Origin of the sequence: Helicobacter japonicus, assembly GCF_000762845.2 — a bacterium.
Taxonomy (GTDB): Bacteria; Campylobacterota; Campylobacteria; order Campylobacterales; family Helicobacteraceae; genus Helicobacter_C; species Helicobacter_C japonicus.
The window spans coordinates 1-21,263 of the sequence record NZ_JRMQ02000010.1 but is presented as its reverse complement, the minus strand read 5'-3'; the positions used below and the strand labels follow the sequence as shown (position 1 = coordinate 21,263).

Here is a 21,263-nt window from a genome sequence, read left to right as displayed (position 1 = left end):
ATGATTTCTTTAAGAAAAGTATTTTTAATGGCTGCAGTTGCTACAAGTGTGGCATTTGGTGCGCCAGCAACTAATCAAAAATCGCTTGGTGATGCAAAAAAACAGCTTTTGGGGAACTTTGCGAGTGGTTCGATTCTCAATGGTTCTAATAAAGCTGGAAATGTAGCGCGTTGGTATCTTTTTAACGAGGGACATTTAGGGTATTCATACTCAAAACTTGGTAATTTGAATCTTCATTCTGCTGATGTTGGTTATTCTATTTATATAACTTCTATTAAAGCAGCAAGTGGCATACGCCCTTATATTGGAACAGAAATTACCGTGCCTATTTATCTTAAATCTATTGGAGATTCAAATGCGTTTCAGCCGAATCAATCTACAGGTCTTCCGGGTGATAAAAAGGTTATGACAGATTTAGGATTTAATGGTTGGGGTGTGCAAGTGCCAGTGATTTTAGGTATTCAGGCAGGGTCTTTTTATGTGCAAGGTATGGTAGGTTACTCATATCACAAAATTACAGATAAGTTTTTTGTAAGTGATACTCAAAATGATACTTCACTTGATAATACTTACCACGGACTTATATATGGGCTTGGCGTTGGCGCAAAATTTTCAAATGTATTTAGTGTAGGTGTGCGATATGTAATGGGTGAATTAACAAGCTCTTCACGTGAGGCAGGTGCAAGCATTTCTACAACTGCTGTAAGGACAAAAGACTTTAAAGATAATTATCAACGCATTTCTGTGATTTTTGGTGTAGTCTTTTAAATTCTATCTTCTTGTTTTTATCCTTCCTTAACCACTCTTGACAAAAGAGTGGTATCTTTTTTGCTTTAGCTCTTTGGAAAATATCAAAGGGAGAGTATGTCTCAACAAAAATTTGATGTTGTCTCTGCGGTAGAAACAGCATATCAGCTTTATGAACATAAGCATTATCATCAATGTATGGATATATGTATTTCAATATTAAGCATTGATTGCACACGTGCTGATATATGGCATCTTGCAGGTGTAGTGATGTTTGAGCTTGAATTTTATGATAGGGCAGTAGAATATTTTACTCAAGCAGCACAATGTCAGCCTACGGAATCTTATCATCGTATTAATCTTGCTGAATCTTACCGCCGTAGTGGGAATCCTGTGCGTTGTATCACAGAGCTTGAAAACCTCTTGCTTGAAGATTCTAAAATGCAAAATAACTCTAATCTCCATTTTAATCTTGCTAAAGCTTATTCAGATATAGAAGATTCTCAGAGTTCTATCAAACATTACACGATTGCAATCAAACTTGACCCTAACGATTTAGGGGCAATGTTTAATCTTGCTAATGCTCAAGTAAGTTTAAAACATTTTGGTGAGGCGATAGAATTGTATTTGAGTGCGCTCAATAGGGGCTATCTTGATGCAGGCGTGAATCTCGCAAATACTTATGTGCAAATAGGGCTTTTTCGTGAGGCAGTGCAAGTGTATAATGTATTGTATGAACATTACAAAGATGATAGCGATTTTTTATTTAACTATGCAAATGCACTTAACTATGCAAATGATGATATGCAGCACGCACTCGCACTTTATAATCAAGCCATAGCCTTTAATCCTAATAGAGTAGAGTATTGTATTAATTACGCACATTTTTTGCTAAAAAATTTACATTTTGAAGAAGGCTTTAGAATCTACGAAGAGCGTAAAAAATTACCTAAAATGCTCCCAGAAAATATTATAAATCTGTGGCAATATAATGGAGAACAATCAGATTTTACAAATAAATTTGTGCTTGTATATCACGAGCAGGGTTTTGGTGATAGTATTATGTTTGCACGATTTTTACCGCTTCTTGCACAAAGAGCAAAAGGTGTCTGTATCATTGCACAAAAACCACTCGTCCCACTTTTTGCTAAAATGCAGATTCCTTGTGTGGATTCTCTTAATAAAGTGGGGCAATATGATGTGGCTATTTCTCTTGTGTCTTTGCCATTGGCTCTTGGAATAAAAAGTGTAGAAGATTTACACGCTATGCCTTTGAAGTATGAGGATATAAAAGAGAGTGATGATAGAGAGACGAAAGATAAAAGTATAAAAAAGATTGGCATTTGTTTTAGCACAGATTCACACTTTAGTGAAGCAGAGGCTAAAAGCATTCCACTGCACATACTTATGGACGTATTACAAGAATATCACCACAATATAGAGATTTATTCACTTAATAAAGCGCAATGCGAGCATATAGACAAATATGATATTATTCAAAGAGATATGAACGATTTTGCTGATACCTATGATATTATCAAGGATATGGATATGGTGATTAGCATTGATACCGCAGTCGCTCATCTTAGTGCAAGTATGGGTAAGCATACGCTTGTGCTTTTACATAAGAGTTATGATTGGCGTTGGGGGAATGGTATCTCAACACCGTGGTATGAAGATGTAGTATGTATGACACAAAGCAAAATGGGTGAATGGAGCGATGTCGCGCATAATATTAAGGCTTACCTCAAAGGTTGGATTTTCTAACCTTTTGGGTTTGTGATAAGCAATTTATTTCCAATACTCTGTATTTGTGATTCCTACATCAGTGGCTTTAAAGACAGGATTTTTGCCTTCTTTGCATTGTTTTTCATAATCTTTAAGCACTTTGATGGCAATATTACTTAAAAGTAAAATGGCAATGATATTAACACTTGCCATAAAGCCCATAAAAATATCAGCTAAATCCCACGCAAGTTGAAGATTAAGCTGCGCGCCAATAAAAACCATTGCTACCGCAGAAAAGCGAAATATTTGTAAAGCGAGTTTATTGTTTGTGATAAATTTAAAATTTGCCTCCGCATAAAAGTAATTTCCAATAAGTGAAGTAAAGGCAAAAAGCACAATAGCAATGCTGACAAAGAGTAAGCCAAAAGTGCCAAAATAATCCTGCATTACACTTTGCATAAGTATCATACCTTTTAGTTCGCTCGTGTTGCTTAAATCAGAGCATAGCACCATAAAGGCACTTGCAGAGCAAATAATTAATGTATCAATAAAAACAGAGAGTGTTTGCACCATACCTTGTTTAGCTGGGTGGCTTGTGTGTGCAGCTGCTGCAGCATTTGGAGCAGAACCCATACCTGCTTCATTGGAGAATAATCCTCGTTTTATCCCAATGACAATCGCACTTCCTGCAAAGCCACTAAAAATAGCCTCAAAATTAAAAGCTTCTTGTAAGATATTGTTAAAAATTGCAGGAATTTTCTCAATATTCATACCAATAACAATAAGTGCTACTATAAGATAGCCAAAAGCCATAATAGGGACAAGAATTGATGAGATCGTGGCGGAACTTTTCCCTCCACCAAAGAAAAAGAATGATACAAGAGCAGCTAGAATAAGTCCGACAAAGGTAGTAAAGCCCCCCCCCTCGTTAAATACTTCATTGCCTACAAAAACTTCAAAAGCTGATGTAAGTGTGTAGGCTTGCAAACCATTGAATCCATAAGTAAAGCACAAAATAAGTGAAATGGCAAAAATAATACCAAATGTGCGAGAATGTAAGGCTGTTTCAATATAATAAGCGGGACCACCTTTATAGCGATGTTCGCCATCTTTGCGTTTATACACTTGTGCGAGGGTAGATTCTACAAAGGCACTTGCTCCACCTACAAGGGCAGTTATCCACATCCAGAATAATGCACCTACACCACCACTTACAATAGCGATTGACACCCCTACAATATTACCAATGCCTACGCGTGAAGCGGTAGAAATCATTAAAGCACCAAAAGGTGAGATGTGTTGCTGATGGCTGCGCTCATTAAGCACTTTAAAAGCATCTTTAAGAAAACGCACCTGAATGAATCTTGTGCGAATGGTGAGGTATAAACCACAAGCAATTAATCCAAAAATCAGCCAATAGGTATATAAGAATCCATTTGTGGTATCGATTATGTTAGAGAAAGTATCCATTATGTTCCTTTGAAATAAGCCATTTGCAGTTATTTTACAATTCAATGGATAATAAAATATTTTTATATTTTATTAAAGAAAGTAAGGGGGTGGATAATAGTATAAATGTTACTTTTATACTATTATGGAATGTAGTGTTTATAGATTCTATTGATAAAATGTTACATAATAATAGAAACATTTATACTTATTAACAACTCGCCAAATTCAAAATACAAAAGCCACGAAAAGCATACAAAAAGTAATCCACAAATTCTATCAATGATTATAAAGGTGTGTGTGTTGATATAATTTCTTGCTATACTTGCACATACTATTACAGATACAAAGGCTATAAAAAGCGAACACCATAGGGCAATTAAACCTAATTCCATACCTTCATCAATAAATGGTGTAACCAAAAACATAAAAAATAAGATTGCTTTAGGATTAGAAAGATTAATGATTAAGCCTTGTAGATAACCATCTTTTTGTGTTTGTGGAGATTCTGCTAGGTTGTAATTTTCCTCTTTTATTGTGAGCATAAGGAATCCTAGATAGAGTAGATAACTACCACCAATAAGGCTAAGAATGAGTTGTGTGATAGGGGTATTGAGCCAATGACTTAGCCCCATATAAATAAATACAAGATATAAGCACCAGCCACTTGCAATACCAAGTAAAACCTTAAAAGCCTGAAATGCACCAAAACGCAAAGTTGTTTTAATTGTAAGAAGTATATCAGGTCCAGGTGTGATTGCGGCAAAAAATCCTATAAGGCATAAAAGAATAATTTTTTCCACTATTTCCATTTTTAAGATTCTCTATTGTAAGATGTATTATCAAGGCAATAAATTATATAAACTTTTGCTTAAAAGTAAGCCTATTTTTAGCGAATTTGGGCTAAAATATTAGGTTTTGAAAACCTTGTTTGGAGCAATGTAGCAATGGAGAGTATTATAGAAAATAATAGCATAGATGTAAAAATTGATGATTCTATTAAAGAGAGCTATCTTGATTATTCTATGAGTGTAATTGTAGGCAGGGCATTGCCCGATGCAAAAGATGGCTTAAAGCCCGTGCATAGGAGAATATTATATGCAATGAATGAGCTTAGTCTCTCGCCTCGTCGTCCTTATAAAAAAAGTGCAAGAATTGTAGGTGATGTGATTGGTAAATACCACCCACACGGAGATACAGCAGTTTATGATGCACTTGTGCGTATGGCACAGGATTTTTCAATGCGACTTGAACTTGTCGATGGACAAGGTAACTTTGGTAGTATTGATGGCGATGGAGCTGCAGCTATGCGTTATACAGAGGCTCGTATGACAAATGCAAGTGAGGAAATGCTCCGCGATATTGATAAGGATACCGTGGAGTTTGTGCCAAACTATGATAACACACTCAATGAGCCAGATGTGCTTCCCACACGATTCCCAAATTTGCTTGTGAATGGTTCAAGTGGTATTGCAGTGGGTATGGCAACTTCTATCCCTCCTCATCGCATTGATGAAATCATAGATGCTCTGGTGTATGTGATTGATAATGATACACGAAACGTAGAAGATGTGCTTCATATTGTGCAGGGACCAGATTTTCCAACAGGTGGGATTATCTATGGTAAAGCAGGGATTTTAGAGGCTTATCGCACAGGGCGTGGGCGCATACGCGTGCGTGCAAAAGTGCATATTGAGAAAACTAAAACAAAAGATGTAATTGTCGTTGATGAGGTGCCTTATCAGGTTAATAAAGCAAAGCTTGTAGAGCAAATTTCAGAACTTGCAAAAGAGAAAATCATTGATGGTATTTCAGAAGTGCGTGATGAAAGTGATAGGGAAGGCATACGGGTTGTTATTGAATTAAAAAGAGATGCAATGAGCGAGATTGTGCTTAATCATCTTTTCAAATCTACAACGATGGAAAGCACTTTTGGTATCATTCTTCTTGCAATTAATAATAAAGAGCCAAAAATTTTTAACCTCCTTGAACTCTTACAGATTTTTATTGCCCATCGTAAGACGATTATTATTCGTAGGAGTATTTTCGAACTTGAAAAGGCAAAGGCTAGGGCACATATTTTAGAGGGGCTTATTATTGCGCTTGACAATATTGATGAAGTTATTAAGACTATCCGCGCTTCAAAAGATGCTGATGAGGCAAAAAATGCACTTGTGTCTAAATTTAAATTGAGCGAATTGCAAGCTAAGGCTATACTTGAAATGCGTTTGCAGAGACTTACAGGCTTAGAGAGAGATAAGATTAATGAGGAATATGCCCAGCTTCAAGCACAAATTGCTTATCTAGAATCTATTCTCAAAAGTGAAGAAAAGCTTAAGAGCATTGTTAAAGAAGAGCTTTTAGAGATAAAGGAAAAATTTAGCACCAAAAGGCGCACACAAATTGAAGAGGATTATGATGCTATTGATGTAGAAGATTTAATCCCTAATGAAAAAGTTGTAGTTACAATGAGCCATAGAGGCTATGTCAAGCGAGTATTACTCAAAACTTATGAAAAGCAAAATCGTGGTGGAAAGGGTAAGATAAGCGGTAATACACACGATGATGACTTTATAGAATCTTTCTTTGTGGCAAACACACACGATACAATTATGTTTGTAACAAATAAAGGACAGCTCTATTGGCTTAAAGTCTATAAGATTCCAGAAGCAGGGCGCACAGCTATTGGTAAGGCAGTTGTGAATCTTATCAATCTCCAGTCTGATGAAAAGATTATGGCGACTATTACAACGACAGACTTCAATGAAGATAAATCACTTGTATTTTTTACGAAAAATGGTATCGTAAAGCGCACAAATCTAAAAGAGTATGGCAATATTCGTAGTGTGGGCGTGAGGGCGATTAATCTTGATGAAAATGATGAGCTTGTAACAGCACATATTATAGATTCAAACGTAAAAGAGTTATTCATCGCAACTCATCAAGGTATGTGTATCCGTTTTGGTATTGAGGAGTTGCGTGAGATTGGGCGTGTAAGTCGTGGGGTAACAGGCATTAAGTTTAAAGCAAATAAGGATTATGTCATTGCAGCTACAACTATCACAAGTGATACAGATAAGCTTTTAACGGTAAGTGAGCAAGGTATTGGCAAACAAACCTTAGCGGGAGAATATCGTTTGCAATCTCGTGCAGGCAAAGGTGTAATTGTCCAAAAACTTACCACAAAAACAGGGAAACTTGTGAGTGTAGTAAATATTAATGATGAAAATATGGATTTGATGGTGCTTACAAGTTCGGGTAAAATGATTCGTGTGGATACGGAGGCTATTAGAGAAGCGGGGCGCAATACAAGTGGTGTGAGAATTGTCAATGTAGGTAAGGATAAAGTGGCTTATGCGAATGTTTGTCCTAAAGAGTCAAAAGAAGAAGATATGGGTGATGAAGAAGGGAGTGAAGGTTTGAATATAGATTAACAAATAGGATAAGGAGTAGTTATAAATGCGTTTTCAACTCTTGATATTTCTTTTGTGTGTGAGCATATTGAATGGGATAGGGAGAGCAAATGAGCTTGATAACATTCCTTATAACGAATCTTTTGAAGATGTTGAGGTGGAATTACTTATTTCTTATAAAATGATAAGTAGGGACAATGTCGCTTTAAAGGAACTTTATCGCGTATCTCACGTGATGAATTATCAAGGTGAAAAAGGCTATAAAGTTGCTGCACAATGTGAAATTGATGCAAGTAAATATCCTATTATGGACGATATGCCTTATTTTATTACAAGCATTCTTAAGCAAGAAAAAGAACAGGTATTAGAATGTCTTTATGCGTATGAAGTGCATATTCGTGAATCTACAAGTGGGAGGAATAATGCTTTAAGATCACGTGTGAGCCTTGAAATTGCACCTACAAGGATTAAGGCAAAGCTTGTAGATAAAAGCATTATGATGAAAATCTTATCAAAGGGGCAGGTATGAAAATAGCAATCGTAGAAGATGATATTAATTATCGTAAATCATTGGAAACAGCATTTGAAGACTATCCGGAATACGAGATTGTGAGTTTTAAGAATCCAAAAGATGCCTTAAAAAAACTTGATGAAAGTTTTGAGCTCATCATCACTGATATTAATATGCCCCAAATGGACGGCTTGAGCTTTTTGCAAGAACTTAATGGAAAATATGAGGCTATTGTCATCACAGGGAATGCTTCTGTGCAAAATGCAATTAAATCTATACGACTAGGTGTAAAGGATTTTCTTATCAAGGGATTTGAGATTGAAGAACTTATTCAGGCTATCAAACGTAGTAGTAAGGCTGCACAATTTGCACAAAAAACACAAAAATCCGCACCTAAGCATACAGCAGACCACAAAGATTTTATCGCCTCTTCCCCAAAGCTTGAAGAATGCAAAGTCTTAGCACTTAAGGTTGCAAAAACCGATGCAAGTGTTTTGCTTTTAGGGCAGAGTGGTGTAGGCAAAGATGTGTTTGCACATTTTATTCATCGCAATTCTCATCGCGCTCAAGCACCTTTTGTTGCACTTAATATGGCTGCAATTCCTGAACATTTATTAGAATCAGAGCTTTTTGGTTATGAAAAAGGTGCTTTTACCGATGCTACAAGCCCAAAGCCAGGCATTTTAGAATCTGCTAATGGAGGCAGTGTATTTTTAGATGAGATTGGAGAAATGCCTCTTGCATTACAGGCAAAACTATTGCGTGTCTTGCAAGAAAAAACTCTTACGCGTTTAGGAAGCTCAAAGCCTATAAAAATTGATGTGCGTTTTATTTCTGCTACAAATGCTGATATACAGGCAAAAATTGCTAAAAATGAGTTTCGAGAGGATTTGTTTTTTAGGCTACAAACCATACCTTTACCTATACCTTCACTTAAAGAACGTAAGGAAGAAATTTTGCCCTTGAGTGAATGGAAATTAGAATCTGTGTGCGCACAATATGATTTGCCTCAAAAAAAGTTTTCACAGGAAGCTAAAGATGCGCTTTTAGCATACGAATGGTATGGTAATGTGCGTGAGCTTTTATCTGTTGTGGAGAGGGCTGGGATTTTGAGCGATAGTGATGAAATCAGTATTAAAGATTTATTTTTAGAATCTCGCACAAAAGCTTTTGGTAGTGTAAATATACAGAAAAATAATGATGAGCCAAACACAATTGCCGCACTTGAAAAAGAACTTATTACGCAGATTCTCAAAGAATGTGCGAATGACTTGCAAAGGGCAAGTGATATGCTTGGTATGAGTGTGGAGCTTTTACGACACAAAATTGCGCGTTATGGGATTTAGGCATAGATGAATGGTATCAAATAGAAAATATAGAGAGGCAAAAATGAGAAAAATAACAAAGTGCAGTTAAAGTGTATTTAATGGATTTACAATAGTTTTTGTAATATCAAAATTGCAAAAAGGAACGCTTTTAGCATACAAGATTCTAAAATCAAATACAAAGGGCTTGTATAATGGTCAGGTTTTGTAGTCTTATGTTTATCTTTATAGGAATAACTATCACACAGCCTTTGTGTGCGTCAAACTCGCAAACTTCACTGCACAAAGCTTATGAAGCGTGGAGAAAAGGTGAGTTAAGCAATGCTATTAGGCTGTATGAAAATGCGTGCTATGATGACAATATGGGTGCTTGCCACGCTATTGGAACTCTTTATTTTCAGGGAAGTGGTGTTGCACAAAATTATTCAATGAGTGCGAGTTATTATCACAAGGCGTGTAGTGGAGGATTCTATCAATCGTGTAATTCACTTGGAATCTTACATCATTTTGGTTTAGGCGTGAGGCAGGATTATGAACTTGCCTTGAATCTTTATGCACAATCTTGCCAAAGTGGCTATGGGAGGGCGTGTAATAATGTAGGTGTAATGTTTGAAGAGGGCTTAGGTGTGAAAAGAAATTATAAACAAGCAGGAGTATATTATACTGATGCGTGTTTGGCACGAGATGATAGGGCGTGCTACAATCTAGCAGAGCTTTTGTATCAAGGCAAAGGTGTTAAAAAAGATAAACAAAAAGCAATGGAATATTATGGATTAGCGTGTGATTTTGGCTCACAAGATGGTTGTGATTCTTACAAAGCACTTAATCTTAAGGGGGAGCAATGAGAATCTTTACGATACTTGGCATAGCTTTAAATATAAGTCTTGGAGCTTATCTTGCTGATGAAAATATGAATCATTATGAAAGTGTGGATATGCTTAAACGAACTTCTCCTTACATAACAGGCTGTAACGAAGGTGTGATGAATGATTGCTATCTTGCTGCATACGAATATATGAAAGGTGAGAATGGTGTGCAATGGTATGCTAAAGCAGCCCAATACTATAAGATTGCTTGTGATGGTGGTATGCTTAAGGCGTGCAGTAATCTTGGAATCTTGTATCAAAATGGACTCGGTGTCAAGCAAAATTATAGCGTGAGTGTGCAGCTTTATCGCTTAGCTTGTTCTCGTGCTGAACCCGATGGATGTAATAATCTTGGTGCGCTAAGTGAGGAGGGTAAATTTGTAAGTAAAAGCTATACAGACGCAATGTCTTTATACAGCCGTGCGTGTATGGGTGGAAGTATCGCAGGGTGTATGAATCTAGGTAATATGTATGCAAAAGGTAAGGGAGTGGCAAGGAACAAAGAAGTCGCACTTAGCTTTTATGCTCAAGCGTGTGAAATGGGATACCAAGAAGGTTGTGATTTATATTATCAACTACATAAGTGAGATTTTTATCTTATATCTTTGCTCTCATTACATTCATTTAAGTGGTCTTTGCAACTTTTGAGCTAAAATTCAATTAACATTATTTGAAAATAAAGAATCTCATTTATTGATAATAGGAAAAATGGCTTGTGTCATTTTCTATCTTGCAAGGCTTTAATTTTGCTTTGTCAAGTAATATCTGCGCTCCATTAGATGAAATGCGATTATCTAAATAATCTTTGATGTAAGGAAAAAATGCAAGAAGAGTGGGTAAAAGCTCTCCTATATCTTGAGAATCTTTCAGTGCTTGAAGCGCAATCTCATCATTACGGAATATAAAAGCATTAAGATTCATATCTGCAATATTTATACGATAATATATATTTCCATCTGCAGTTTGCTCTAGAATCTGAGAGGGGAGAATCTTATCTGTCATAAAACCATTTTCTTTATCAAAATACACATTATAGCCACAAATATTCTCTTTTGCTTCAAGAGTGGTGAGGACATTATTAATATCTTCATTTTGTGCATAGCATTGTTTATCTGCTACGCCCAAAAGCATAAAAAAATCAAAATCAATCAAATGTCGTGCAAGAGGAGTATTGTAAATAGAGTTGATATCAAAAACTTCACCGAGGCGAATACGAAACATTTCAGGTGCCACTCCTTCAAAGCCTTGTGTCTTATAAGCTTGATAGGTAAGCGAAAGCATAAATTTTGCTTCTAGCGGAGTGAGGCACATTTTTGTCCCTTGTTCAAGAGTTTCTTTTTCTTTTGCAATAAGGCTATTAATTTGTGCTATTTCTTGGGGAGAGAGTATGAGTTGGACTTTGATATATCCTGCTTCATCTGTTGGTTTAGAATCTGCAAGATTGATGGATAAAAATTTGCTTCTATCAGTTTTATCTAGGAGAAAGAGTGCATCCTCATAATTTTCTATATCATCACTAGACATTACATCTCTATAATGAGCTAATTCTGTTTTAGCTGAACGCAATAATTCATCAAAATATACTTCATTTTCATAAAAATGAGCCAAAATATAAGCCCCTATAATAAAAGAAGCCATATAGTTTTGAAATAAAGGTGCATCAAAGCGGTGCTGCGTAATTTGAAATGTGTGAAAATCCTGCTGTAAATATTCTAGTGCTAAAGGCAAATTACCTTGTATATTTTCACCCAAAAGTGCCAAGCTTAAATAATCAAGCCCATAAAGATAATGCGTCATAAGTGTTTCACTATAGACATTTTTCAAGGGGTTTTGTGCGATATTAATAATCTCTTGTGCAAGTGGAGAGCGGATATTGTGCGCTTTGAGTAACTCGTAAGCATTTGTTATGCGTTCAATATGTAAATATACATCATCGCGGTCGATTAAAGATGGGTCGGAATAATGTGGATATTGCAAGATTTTTGTAAAGATTTTGTCTATGGGTGCTTGATGTTTGAGAATCTCATTTTTAAGGAGTGCTAAGGCTTTTTGGTAAAGTGTATAATGTTCTGCTACTAAAAAATCTTTATATTGCTCTAAATCTCTCTCGAGACTCATACGCACCTTATGACTTGCTAAATGTTCCATACTCTGATTGATGGAATCAAGATGATATAACCCATAGAGTGCTAAAAGTCGCACTTGGATTTGAGATTCTATAATCGTGCTTAGCTCGCCGCTATTTTTTGCATCTTGATATTGCCCTTCAAGTAGGCTATTTAGAGTGGTGCTATCACCTTTATTGTTGTTTAAAAATAAAAGGCTAAGAGCTATGGCAATTTGTGTGTCATATTTTTCAAGTAAAGGAATCTGCATATAAGGTTTAGCCGAGGCACAAAGCACGCTCCATTCTTGCATTAATCCTAGTGCCTTTTCAAGTGTAGCAATTTCAATTTGATGGGATTGATTTTGCTCAAATGCGTGCCAAAGGAGTTGTGTAACTTCATTTTTTTTATCTTCCACAGGCATAAATTTATGTTTATGTGTCTCTTCAAGATTTTGAGGCAAAAGCGATTCTAGGCTTGTTTTTAATGGTTGATAATATGTGAGAATCTTCTTCATAAGGAGATGAAGATTGTCTTCTCCCTCTAGTGCAATTGAGGAGTGTATTTGGTGTTGTGTCGAATTTTCATCGGTTTTATCACTACAAGCAATAAAGCTAATACCTATAAAGATAATTAATAACATATCCAAACAAGCTCTTTTCATTATTTCCCCTTACTTTTAAGATTTAAAATAAAAATATGCTCATCTTCACCGACACGCACTTTAAGTTCGGCTTGTCCTTTTTGTAAAGAAGAGGGTGAGTATATCATAAAACCTCCTCGTGGCGCACTTTTTGGCTCAAGTGTGTTTTTTTGAAGCATACTTGAGAGGATAATTGCGCGCCTCATTCTTTGCTCATCAAGCTCGATTTGGCGGCGTATTCTCTCGCGTGCAGAAAAAATCATCTCATCATATATATAGAATCCGCCCATATATCCTCGATAGATAATCGGTATGCTCATAGGTTGGCTTGGCATAGGTGCAGATGGGATAAAGAGATGATAAGATTCTATAATATATCCTAAATCTAGATTTTGTCCTTTTAATTCCTTTTCATTAAGAGGTGCAATAATTTTTTGATGCTGGTAAAGCACAATGTTGCTTTTATCAAAGATTACATTTTGTGTAGAGAGATTTACAGCAGAGATAAAAAGTGCCAAAGGCACTACATTTGCACTTCCTACAAGTGTTTGTCCCACTTCAAGGCGCACTTTGCTTTTTGCTTTAATAGAATCTGCAATTTGCACACCATCGTGATACATACTTACATTTGCTACTTGTAGCTCATAAGTTGCACAGGCTGTGAAAATACCATTGTATGCAAAAACTATTATAGAGAGTAGAGCTTTGCATATTGTGCGTTTGGTGTATTTCATATCTAGCCTTTAATCTAGTAATCACTCTCCTTATTTTTTGCTCCACCAATACAAAGTAAAACAATAGAAAACAAATTTGCTACTACTGCACCTATGACGAGTGCAGTAGCCATTTCAATATCACCAAAAACTTGCAAAAATACAAAAGCAGGTATGAGATGAAAATCTGCCACAAGTGAGCTTGCAAAAAGTTCGGCTGAAAGACTTGTCTTGACACCTATGCGTAAAGTTGTCGCAATAAAATTAATTGCTGTAGCTATAAAAAGTATAATGATATTACTTTCATACAAAAAACCTAATGTAAAAGTTAGGCTCATTAAACTAAAAAATACAAAAAAGACTTTACCCCAATCCATTGTTGCTCCTTATATAGTTCCTTGCTCATACATTGCACGTAATCGCTTTTTTTCTTCTGCCCTTTTGAGTTTATTGCTTTCTCTTTTATAATATTCATCTAGGTTAAAACCAAAGAGTATGGCTAAGCGCGGTGCAACAAACATTGAGCTATAAGTAGCTACAATGACTCCTACGAGCATAGGAAGTGAGAAACCTATGATAATCTCTCCGCCAAAAAGATAGAGTGTAAGCACTACAAAAAAGACTGTGAGGGAAGTAAGAAGTGTGCGTGAGAGTGTGCAGGAGACAGCCTCATTAATTACATACGCCATATCTTTTTGACGCTTTATCATCATTTGCTCACGGATTCTATCAAAGATAATGATTGTATCGTTGATAGAATAGCCTATAATCGTTAGTAATGCTGCTAATACATCAAGGTTAAAATCTACTCCTGCAAGTATTACTACACCTGATACGATAATCACATCGTGTATGAGTGCAAGGACACCAGCGAGAGAAAATCGCCATTCATAGCGAAATGAGATATAAACCATCATTGCTATAAGAGCAAGAGTAAGTGCGATAATGCCATTTTGTTTGAGTTCATCGCCTACTTTTGGACCCACAGAATCCATTCTGCGAAGCTCAAAATTTCCACTTGATTCTAAAAGTGTGAGAATATCCTCTGAAATATCCTCATTCACATCTAGGGGGGTATAAGGTATTTTTAAGAGCACTTCTTCTTTTGAGCCAAATTCACTTACTTGAGAGTTTTTAAATCGTTCATCTTGTGCAAGAAGTGTGCGGATTTGTGCTAGTGGTGCAGCTTGTGCGTATTGAAGCTGCACAACAGAACCACCAGCAAAATCAATACCTAGATTAAATCCTTTCACGCCTAGTAATACAAGTGAGGCAACAATTAAAATACTAGAAAATATTAAGCCATAGAAGCTATATTTTACAAAATCATATACTTTTACTTTCTTTAAAATTTCCATTACTTTGCCCTTTTATGCACTTCTTGTTGAGGTAGGGTAATGCCAAACCATAAAGGTAGATTTCCACTTTTTAGAATCCAACTTAAAATAGCCTGATAAATGCCGTGTGTGCCAATAATTGCTGTTAAGATAGATGCGCTAATACCAATACCCATTGTGATAGCAAAACCTTTAATAGCACCTGTGCCAAAAGCATAGAGTAAAAGAGCGGCGATAAGTGTGGTGAGGTTAGAATCAAAAATTGCTCGAGAAGCGTTTGCGTAGCCCATTTCTATGGATTTTGCTATACCAAATCCTGAACGCAATGCCTCACGGATTCTCTCATTAATAATGATATTTGCATCTACCGCCATACCCACGGTAAGCACGATTCCAGCCATACCGGGTAATGTTAATGTCGCTCCAAAAAATGCCATAACTGCAATAATAAGCACGATATTTACAAAAAGTGCTATAACTGCAATCACACCTGCAAGGGCGTAATACATTATCATAAAGATAACAACGAGGGCAAAGCCACTTATGAGCGCAATGAGTGAGGCTTTTATAGAATCTTCACCTAAGCTTGGTCCTACACTTCGTTTTTCAAGCACTTCCATAGGCGCAGGCAAAGCCCCACTTTTAAGTGCAATCGCTAAATCAGTTGCTTCCTCTACGCTAAAGCCACCGCTAATTTGCCCGCTACCTCCGCCGATTCTATCGCGTATTACTGGAGCAGAATATACCTTGCCATCAAGCACAATTGCCATACGCTTACCAATATTTGCTCCTGAAAATTCACCAAAAATTTTTGCGCCTTTAGAATCAAGGTTGAAACTAACAATGGGTTGATTGTTTTGGTCAAATGCAGCACGTGCATCTGTAAGCATTGAACCATCAAGTATAGGGATTGCTTTAAGCAAGATAACTTGATTTGATTGGGCTTTTTTGGCACGTATTTCTTGTTCTAATGCAGCAATATTTCCCTCAAGCTGTGTGCGTTGTGTAGAATCTGCGGCGGAGAGTTGCTCTTGTAAGATAAGGAGTTTTTTTTCAAGTTTTTGCATTTCGCTTGAATTTGCAAAAGGTAAGATAACATCATTATATTTTTGCGCTTCAAGCTCACTCATTGTGCTTACTCGTGCATTGCGCTCCTCATCAACTGCCATCATTTGCAAATGTGCGGGCTTAGCTATCAAATCTCTCGCTCTTTGCTCTTCTTGCAAGGTTTTGATACCGGGTAATTGCACGAGAATATTGTCTTGTCCTTGTTGTGTTACGCTTGGCTCACTCAAACCAAACTCATCAAGTCTATTGCGTATAGTGCCAATAGCTTGTTGAAGTGCATTATTTTTTATTTCTTCTTCATATGTAGGAGTAAAATAAATGAGATATTTACCATCATTTTCATTGATTTGCAAACCACTAATATCGGAGAGAATTCTTTCAAGCTGTGATTTTTCATCACTATCAAAAAGCTCAAAACTAACATTATTTTCATTGACCTTAAGGTTGTCAATAAGAATTTTTTTGCGTTTAGTTTCAAAATCAATTTGTGAAGCAAGAGAAGAAAAACGCGCATTGATTGCTTCTTGTGTCTTGACACCTAAAAGAAGATTGAGACCCCCTTGTAAATCAAGTCCAAGTGATATTTTGCGCCCACCCATATCTGTAAAAGATGGCAGACTAAAGATAATGCCAAGTATCGTGGCAATAATAAGCACCCAAAGTCTATAATTTAGACTGCTATGGGTGGATTGAGTATGTTGTTTTGTCATTATGTTATGTTCTTGAAATTATGATTCTTGTGTCTCATTTTCATCAAGTTTATAAGCGATAAACTCCCGTGAGAGACGCACAATCGTATCATCATTTAAGCGCACACTAAAAAATGTTTTTTCAGGCTTGACAATTTCACAAATAAGCCCACCTGTAGTAATAATTTTATCTCCCTTTTGCAAAGCATCAATCATTTCTTGATGTTTTTTGCGCTTGACATTTGCTGGGCGAATAAGTAGAAGATAAAAAATAGCTATAAAAAATACAATGGGAAGTAATGACATTATTACTTCTTGTGCTCCACCTTGTTCTGCCATATGTAGTCCTTTGTATTAAAATTAAAGTAGTGAATTCTATCCAAGAATAGTTAAGATTTAGCTTTGCCAATTTGATGATTGATAATCAAAAACAATGAACCTAATATCCCTGCAATGCTTGAAGCGAGTAAAATTGCTATTTTTGAAACATCTGTAGAGTAAATATCATCAAAAGCAAGATTTGATACAAACATTGACATCGTAAATCCAATACCTGCAAGCATACCTGCACCAAAGATATGACTCCAAGTTACACCTTCTGGACGAGCGGCGATTTTGCATTTTTCGCATAAAAAAGTTAAACCTAAAATACCCACAGGCTTACCCACAACAAGTCCAAGCATAATGCCAAGCATAATATGGTCAATGTGGAAATTAACCTCTCCGCGTATATCCACACCTGCATTTGCAAAAGCAAAAAGTGGCATAATGATAAAAGCACATAAGGGTTGTAATGCGTGTTCTAAGCGCAAAAGTGGATTTTGCACCTTTACAAAATCCCTTCCTACGCTGTCAATCGCACTCATCTGCTCTGTATCAAGCAAAATATTTTTACGTTCTTTATCCTTGTTGGCAAAAATTTTAATCATTTGCTGCACGACTTCGATAAATTCTTTACTCTCAATTTTTGGTTTTACAGGGATGCAAAAAGCTAAAGCTACAGCAGCAATAGTCGCGTGAATCCCTCCGTGATGCACACAAAACCAAAGTATGATACCAATGCCTATATATATTCCCAAATGGCGCACACCAATATAATTTAAAAAACTAAGTATGCCTATGATCCCTACTGCCATAAGCAAAAATGAAAGATGTAAGCCTTCAGGCGATGGATAGAATATAGCAATCACAGCGATTGCACCTAAGTCATCAGCCACAGCAAGTGTTACAAGAAATACTTTTAGTGCCAAAGGCACACGTTTGCCAAGAAGTAAGATAACGCCTAATGCAAAGGCAATGTCTGTTGCCATTGGGATTCCAAAGCCGTGATATGAAGGTGTATTCACATTGAGTGCATAATAAATTAAACCCGGCACAATCATACCACCTATAGCACCAATTACAGGAAATGCTGCTTTTTGAAATCCAGATAAATCCCCAAAAAGCAACTCACGTTTGATTTCAAGCCCTACCATAAGGAAAAAGATTGACATAAGCACATCATTAATCCAATCGTGAATACTAAAACCATAGAACCCACCAGCAAAACTAAAACCAAAAGGTTGTTCCCAAAATTCCTTATAAATGTGCGATAGAGGAGAATTAGCAACTACCATTGCACTAAGAGCACAGAAGAATAGGAATATTCCGCTGAATGATTCCGCTTGAATAAAGTTGCTAAGTGTTTCTGATATTTTGTTAGTTGTTTTTTTCATAGGCTTCTCCTTATTTTTAATAGAATTTATATCACACTTTGAGTATTTTTAAGCTTTTGTATCTCATCTTGAATCTTTTGCTGCTCATTTTCTTCATTAATACTCTTTGATTGTTCATCTTGATTTCTCGTGCTAAGATAAACTGCTAGAAGACCGAGTATTGCTGCAATAGAGCTTGCTATAAGGATAGAGATTTTAGACATATCAATGCTAAGTATATCATCTTTATAGGCTAAATTTGCTACAAATATAGACATCGTAAAACCAATACCCGACATAAATCCTACCGATAAGATATGTGTATAGTTTAAATCTTTTGGACGTGTGGCAAGATTTAGCTTTTCACCCAAAAAGCAAAATATAATGATGCCAAGAGGCTTACCCAGCACTAAACCCAAAGTCGTGCCAAGCATTACACTATTAAGACTAAGTTCAATGCCACTATGAATTGCAACACCTGCATTTGCAAAAGCAAAAAGAGGGACAAAAAAATACGCACATAAAGGTTGCAAAGCAACTTCAAGTCGTATAAGGGGATTCTGTGCGTAGCGAGAATAAGTGCCTATAGTATCGAGCATATGCACAAGTTGTGAGGTTTTTACCATATCAATCTTTTTTTCTATATCTTGATTTTTAGACATAAAATTTCTAATATTTTTAAAAACTCCTTTAAAAAAGCCCATTTTTTCTAATTCTTTTGCTTGTATCACATCGTCCCAGCCATTTGTGGCAACTTTCATTTTATCAAATTCTTTAAGCATATTAATAAAATATTTTTTATTTACACGTGTGCGTCCTGGAATTGCCATAGCGAGAATAACCGCAGCAATCGTTACGTGAATTCCACTATGATGCACACAAATCCACAGCAAAATACCTACTAAAAAATACAAAGAAAGATATTTTGTATCGCGATAATTGAGATAAATAAGTATTGCTATTAAGAAGAGTGAGGCATAAATCCATTGCATATCGATATGATCGGAATAAAAAAATACTATAACCGAAATTGCGCCTAAGTCATCAGCCACAGCAAGTGTTACGAGGAAGATTTTTAGAATCTTAGGCACTCTATCGCCAAGAAGCATAATAAGCCCTAGTGCAAACGCGGTGTCTGTGCTCATAGCAATACCAAAACCACTTTGATATGCCGTCCCCATATTGAAGTAGAGATAAATCATTACAGGGCAGATAATGCCTCCAAATGCTGCAAGGAAAGAAAAACTCACTTTTCTAAAACCCGCAAGTTCTCCATAGAGCATTTCGCGCTTCATTTCTAAGCCTACAAGCAAAAAGAAAAAAGACATCAGCACATCATTAATAAAATCCTGCAAACTTACCTTTAAAGTAGAATTGCTAAAAAATATACCAAATTCAGTATGAAAAAATGAAAAATATGTATCTGCATAAGGAGAATTTGCAACAAGCATAGCAGCCAAGATACAGACAGCAAGGAGAATTCCACCAAAAGATTCGTGGGTGATAAAGCGATTAAGCGATTCTTGCAATTTATCTTTAATATAAGAGGGTTGGCTTCGCGTGATTATTGCCTCTGGCATAAGGTAAAATCCTTTGATAAAAAGATATTTATGGTTTGGGGATTGTATATGTTTTATAAAGTTATATTATACTTAAAAAAGTTAAGATTTAATACACATATTAATTATGGATTTGACTTTGTGTTATGATAGGATTGAATCTGTGCGTTCAATAAAGAGAGATAAGATTCCACATTGTCTTTTGTAAGCAGCACACCAAAATCAACTGGAACTTCAATACTTGTATCATTAAAGATTCTTGCCATTATTAATTTACCAACTTTTGGTTTAAAATGCCACCCCTCATCATCAAAATTTGCCTTATTAAGTGTAATGGAATTTATTCCATAGAAGATCCAAATTTTTGCGTCTGTGTGTTTGACTAAATATGTGATTGCTTCAAAATATTTACTCTCTATGTTATCATATTTTTGAAAAAAATGATAATACGCATAATATTTAGGAAAAATGATGATTATATCATTTTTATCCGTGAGTTGCGCGAGTGTGTGAATTTGTTCCCAAGCAATATCAAAGTTTTTATAATGCAGATGATTTTCATCTTGTTCAACAAACATTTTTTGCCTAATCTCCTCTTTTGTAAAGGTAAATTCTTTTTTATCAAAATCTGTAAAAAATGTATCGTATGGAGTGAGATTTAATATTTCTTTCATAGCTTTTGTTGCGGATTTAAAACCAAAATATGGATTTGAAAAACTTTGTTTAAAAGAATCTTTGAGCCTATCTTTAGGTTCGAATCCATTAATATTGAGCGAAAAAGCATCAAAGCCTAATATAAAATTGCTCGAGTTGGCTTTGATTTTTTTAATGAGGAAAATCCATTCATACAACATTGCACTTGATAAACCAAGTCGAATGCAATGTTTATCTAAATATTTACTTAATCTATCATAATCAATGTATCTTGTGCGTGAAGTACCAACAACATAATAAGGGGCTTTAGCTTTCACTCTTAAGGGATAGAGGAATTTTTCTTCACTGATAAGATTTTCTACGCGCTTATTGTGTGTGCTTCTTAATCCATATATATCGGTAAAATAATTAATAAGCACTACAGGCAAAAAAGATAGGCTTAGTAAGCATATGAATATAAGAGTAAAAGTTGTTGATGAAATATTATTCTTAGAAATGATAAATTTTAACATACAAACCCACTTAGAAATTAAAATACAAAAATACAGATTCTTCTATATCTTGCATACGATAAAAAGCTATAATAAATAGCATATAAGCACATATCAAAAAAGTCCATTTGCTTTTAAAATCCTTCAATCTCTCCCCACTACCCCTTAAATACAAACACACCACAAACCCTAAGATAATATAAATAATCGTATCATTTCTTCCACCTATATGTTCTAAGAGTGCAGGCATACGATGAACCTTTAAGGGTAA

The 21,263-nt window shown here is 35.8% G+C and carries 18 protein-coding genes and 1 pseudogene; 7 read left to right on the top strand and 12 right to left on the bottom strand.

Translation table 11 applies throughout. The annotated features are described in order from the left end of the window. On the top strand, positions 1-768 hold the full coding sequence (locus tag LS65_RS07150) for a hypothetical protein (RefSeq protein ID WP_034362149.1): 768 nt from the start codon (positions 1-3) through the stop codon (positions 766-768). Positions 769-864: 96 nt separating this feature from the next. Then, positions 865-2,514 carry a tetratricopeptide repeat protein gene (locus LS65_RS07145; RefSeq protein WP_034362147.1) on the top strand — a complete coding sequence of 550 codons (1,650 nt, stop codon included), beginning with the start codon at positions 865-867 and terminating at the stop codon, positions 2,512-2,514. Positions 2,515-2,538: 24 nt separating this feature from the next. On the opposite strand, the gene LS65_RS07140 is transcribed toward LS65_RS07145, so the two are convergent. Both LS65_RS07140 and LS65_RS07135 read right to left on the bottom strand, forming a co-directional pair. Then, positions 2,539-3,945 carry an alanine/glycine:cation symporter family protein gene (locus LS65_RS07140; protein ID WP_034362144.1) on the bottom strand — a complete coding sequence of 469 codons (1,407 nt, stop codon included), beginning with the start codon at positions 3,943-3,945 and terminating at the stop codon, positions 2,539-2,541. Positions 3,946-4,106: 161 nt separating this feature from the next. Beyond that, positions 4,107-4,736, bottom strand: coding sequence for a LysE family translocator (locus LS65_RS07135; protein ID WP_034362141.1), 630 nt, complete (start codon positions 4,734-4,736; stop codon positions 4,107-4,109). Between the two features lie 135 nt (positions 4,737-4,871). Here LS65_RS07135 and gyrA point away from each other — a divergent pair, with 135 nt between their 5' ends. The 5 genes from gyrA (at position 4,872) to LS65_RS07110 (ending at position 10,626) form a co-directional block, all read left to right on the top strand. Next, a complete protein-coding gene (gene gyrA, locus LS65_RS07130) occupies positions 4,872-7,358 on the top strand; it encodes a DNA gyrase subunit A (protein ID WP_034362139.1) in 2,487 nt (828 codons plus the stop codon). Positions 7,359-7,383: 25 nt separating this feature from the next. Next, positions 7,384-7,866, top strand: coding sequence for a hypothetical protein (locus LS65_RS07125; RefSeq protein ID WP_034362136.1), 483 nt, complete (start codon positions 7,384-7,386; stop codon positions 7,864-7,866). After that, on the top strand, positions 7,863-9,194 hold the full coding sequence (locus LS65_RS07120; RefSeq protein WP_034362135.1) for a sigma-54-dependent transcriptional regulator: 1,332 nt from the start codon (positions 7,863-7,865) through the stop codon (positions 9,192-9,194). Before LS65_RS07125 ends, LS65_RS07120 begins: the two co-directional genes overlap by 4 nt. A 173-nt stretch (positions 9,195-9,367) precedes the next feature. Then, positions 9,368-10,018 (top strand): tetratricopeptide repeat protein, encoded by a 651-nt coding sequence (locus LS65_RS07115; protein ID WP_084707926.1) that lies wholly within the window; start codon positions 9,368-9,370, stop codon positions 10,016-10,018. Next, positions 10,015-10,626, top strand: coding sequence for a tetratricopeptide repeat protein (locus tag LS65_RS07110; protein WP_034362133.1), 612 nt, complete (start codon positions 10,015-10,017; stop codon positions 10,624-10,626). The genes LS65_RS07115 and LS65_RS07110 overlap by 4 nt, the downstream gene beginning before the upstream one ends. Before the next feature lie 103 nt (positions 10,627-10,729). On the opposite strand, the gene LS65_RS07105 is transcribed toward LS65_RS07110, so the two are convergent. The 10 genes and pseudogenes from LS65_RS07105 to LS65_RS10050 all read right to left on the bottom strand — a co-directional run. Continuing rightward, on the bottom strand, positions 10,730-12,808 hold the full coding sequence (locus tag LS65_RS07105) for a hypothetical protein (protein ID WP_052061091.1): 2,079 nt from the start codon (positions 12,806-12,808) through the stop codon (positions 10,730-10,732). Further along, the gene (locus LS65_RS07100; protein ID WP_236096674.1) at positions 12,808-13,521 is read right to left on the bottom strand and encodes a hypothetical protein; all 714 of its coding nucleotides are present in this window, start codon (positions 13,519-13,521) and stop codon (positions 12,808-12,810) included. The genes LS65_RS07105 and LS65_RS07100 overlap by 1 nt, the downstream gene beginning before the upstream one ends. A gap of 14 nt (positions 13,522-13,535) precedes the next feature. Beyond that, the gene (locus LS65_RS07095) at positions 13,536-13,877 is read right to left on the bottom strand and encodes a DUF6394 family protein (protein WP_034362130.1); all 342 of its coding nucleotides are present in this window, start codon (positions 13,875-13,877) and stop codon (positions 13,536-13,538) included. 9 nt (positions 13,878-13,886) lie between these two features. Next, the gene (gene secF / locus LS65_RS07090; RefSeq protein WP_034362128.1) at positions 13,887-14,858 is read right to left on the bottom strand and encodes a protein translocase subunit SecF; all 972 of its coding nucleotides are present in this window, start codon (positions 14,856-14,858) and stop codon (positions 13,887-13,889) included. Further along, a complete protein-coding gene (secD, locus tag LS65_RS07085) occupies positions 14,858-16,504 on the bottom strand; it encodes a protein translocase subunit SecD (protein ID WP_420536999.1) in 1,647 nt (548 codons plus the stop codon). Before secD ends, secF begins: the two co-directional genes overlap by 1 nt. Positions 16,505-16,633: 129 nt before the next feature. Next, a complete protein-coding gene (yajC, locus tag LS65_RS07080) occupies positions 16,634-16,933 on the bottom strand; it encodes a preprotein translocase subunit YajC (protein ID WP_034362125.1) in 300 nt (99 codons plus the stop codon). Positions 16,934-16,983: 50 nt separating this feature from the next. Then, a complete protein-coding gene (gene nhaA / locus LS65_RS07075) occupies positions 16,984-18,309 on the bottom strand; it encodes a sodium/proton antiporter NhaA (protein WP_034362123.1) in 1,326 nt (441 codons plus the stop codon). A gap of 26 nt (positions 18,310-18,335) precedes the next feature. After that, positions 18,336-19,868, bottom strand: coding sequence for a Na+/H+ antiporter NhaA (gene nhaA / locus LS65_RS07070; RefSeq protein WP_034362122.1), 1,533 nt, complete (start codon positions 19,866-19,868; stop codon positions 18,336-18,338). Between the two features lie 104 nt (positions 19,869-19,972). After that, entirely contained in the window at positions 19,973-20,929 is a 957-nt protein-coding gene (locus LS65_RS07065; RefSeq protein ID WP_138129812.1) for a hypothetical protein, read from the bottom strand. Positions 20,930-21,023: 94 nt separating this feature from the next. Next, positions 21,024-21,263, bottom strand: a pseudogene (locus LS65_RS10050) (MBOAT family O-acyltransferase); the annotation flags it as partial.

What these genes read in the sequence shown, in the direction of transcription:
- LS65_RS07150 (WP_034362149.1), top strand. Translation starts at nt 1, where the DNA reads ATGATTTCTTTAAGAAAAGTATTTTTAATGGCTGCAGTTGCTACAAGT.
- LS65_RS07145 (WP_034362147.1), top strand. Translation starts at nt 865, where the DNA reads ATGTCTCAACAAAAATTTGATGTTGTCTCTGCGGTAGAAACAGCATAT.
- LS65_RS07140 (WP_034362144.1), bottom strand. Translation starts at nt 3,945, where the DNA reads ATGGATACTTTCTCTAACATAATCGATACCACAAATGGATTCTTATAT.
- LS65_RS07135 (WP_034362141.1), bottom strand. Translation starts at nt 4,736, where the DNA reads ATGGAAATAGTGGAAAAAATTATTCTTTTATGCCTTATAGGATTTTTT.
- gyrA (WP_034362139.1), top strand. Translation starts at nt 4,872, where the DNA reads ATGGAGAGTATTATAGAAAATAATAGCATAGATGTAAAAATTGATGAT.
- LS65_RS07125 (WP_034362136.1), top strand. Translation starts at nt 7,384, where the DNA reads ATGCGTTTTCAACTCTTGATATTTCTTTTGTGTGTGAGCATATTGAAT.
- LS65_RS07120 (WP_034362135.1), top strand. Translation starts at nt 7,863, where the DNA reads ATGAAAATAGCAATCGTAGAAGATGATATTAATTATCGTAAATCATTG.
- LS65_RS07115 (WP_084707926.1), top strand. Translation starts at nt 9,368, where the DNA reads ATGGTCAGGTTTTGTAGTCTTATGTTTATCTTTATAGGAATAACTATC.
- LS65_RS07110 (WP_034362133.1), top strand. Translation starts at nt 10,015, where the DNA reads ATGAGAATCTTTACGATACTTGGCATAGCTTTAAATATAAGTCTTGGA.
- LS65_RS07105 (WP_052061091.1), bottom strand. Translation starts at nt 12,808, where the DNA reads ATGAAAAGAGCTTGTTTGGATATGTTATTAATTATCTTTATAGGTATT.
- LS65_RS07100 (WP_236096674.1), bottom strand. Translation starts at nt 13,521, where the DNA reads ATGAAATACACCAAACGCACAATATGCAAAGCTCTACTCTCTATAATA.
- LS65_RS07095 (WP_034362130.1), bottom strand. Translation starts at nt 13,877, where the DNA reads ATGGATTGGGGTAAAGTCTTTTTTGTATTTTTTAGTTTAATGAGCCTA.
- secF (WP_034362128.1), bottom strand. Translation starts at nt 14,858, where the DNA reads ATGGAAATTTTAAAGAAAGTAAAAGTATATGATTTTGTAAAATATAGC.
- secD (WP_420536999.1), bottom strand. Translation starts at nt 16,504, where the DNA reads ATGGGTGGGCGCAAAATATCACTTGGACTTGATTTACAAGGGGGTCTC.
- yajC (WP_034362125.1), bottom strand. Translation starts at nt 16,933, where the DNA reads ATGGCAGAACAAGGTGGAGCACAAGAAGTAATAATGTCATTACTTCCC.
- nhaA (WP_034362123.1), bottom strand. Translation starts at nt 18,309, where the DNA reads ATGAAAAAAACAACTAACAAAATATCAGAAACACTTAGCAACTTTATT.
- nhaA (WP_034362122.1), bottom strand. Translation starts at nt 19,868, where the DNA reads ATGCCAGAGGCAATAATCACGCGAAGCCAACCCTCTTATATTAAAGAT.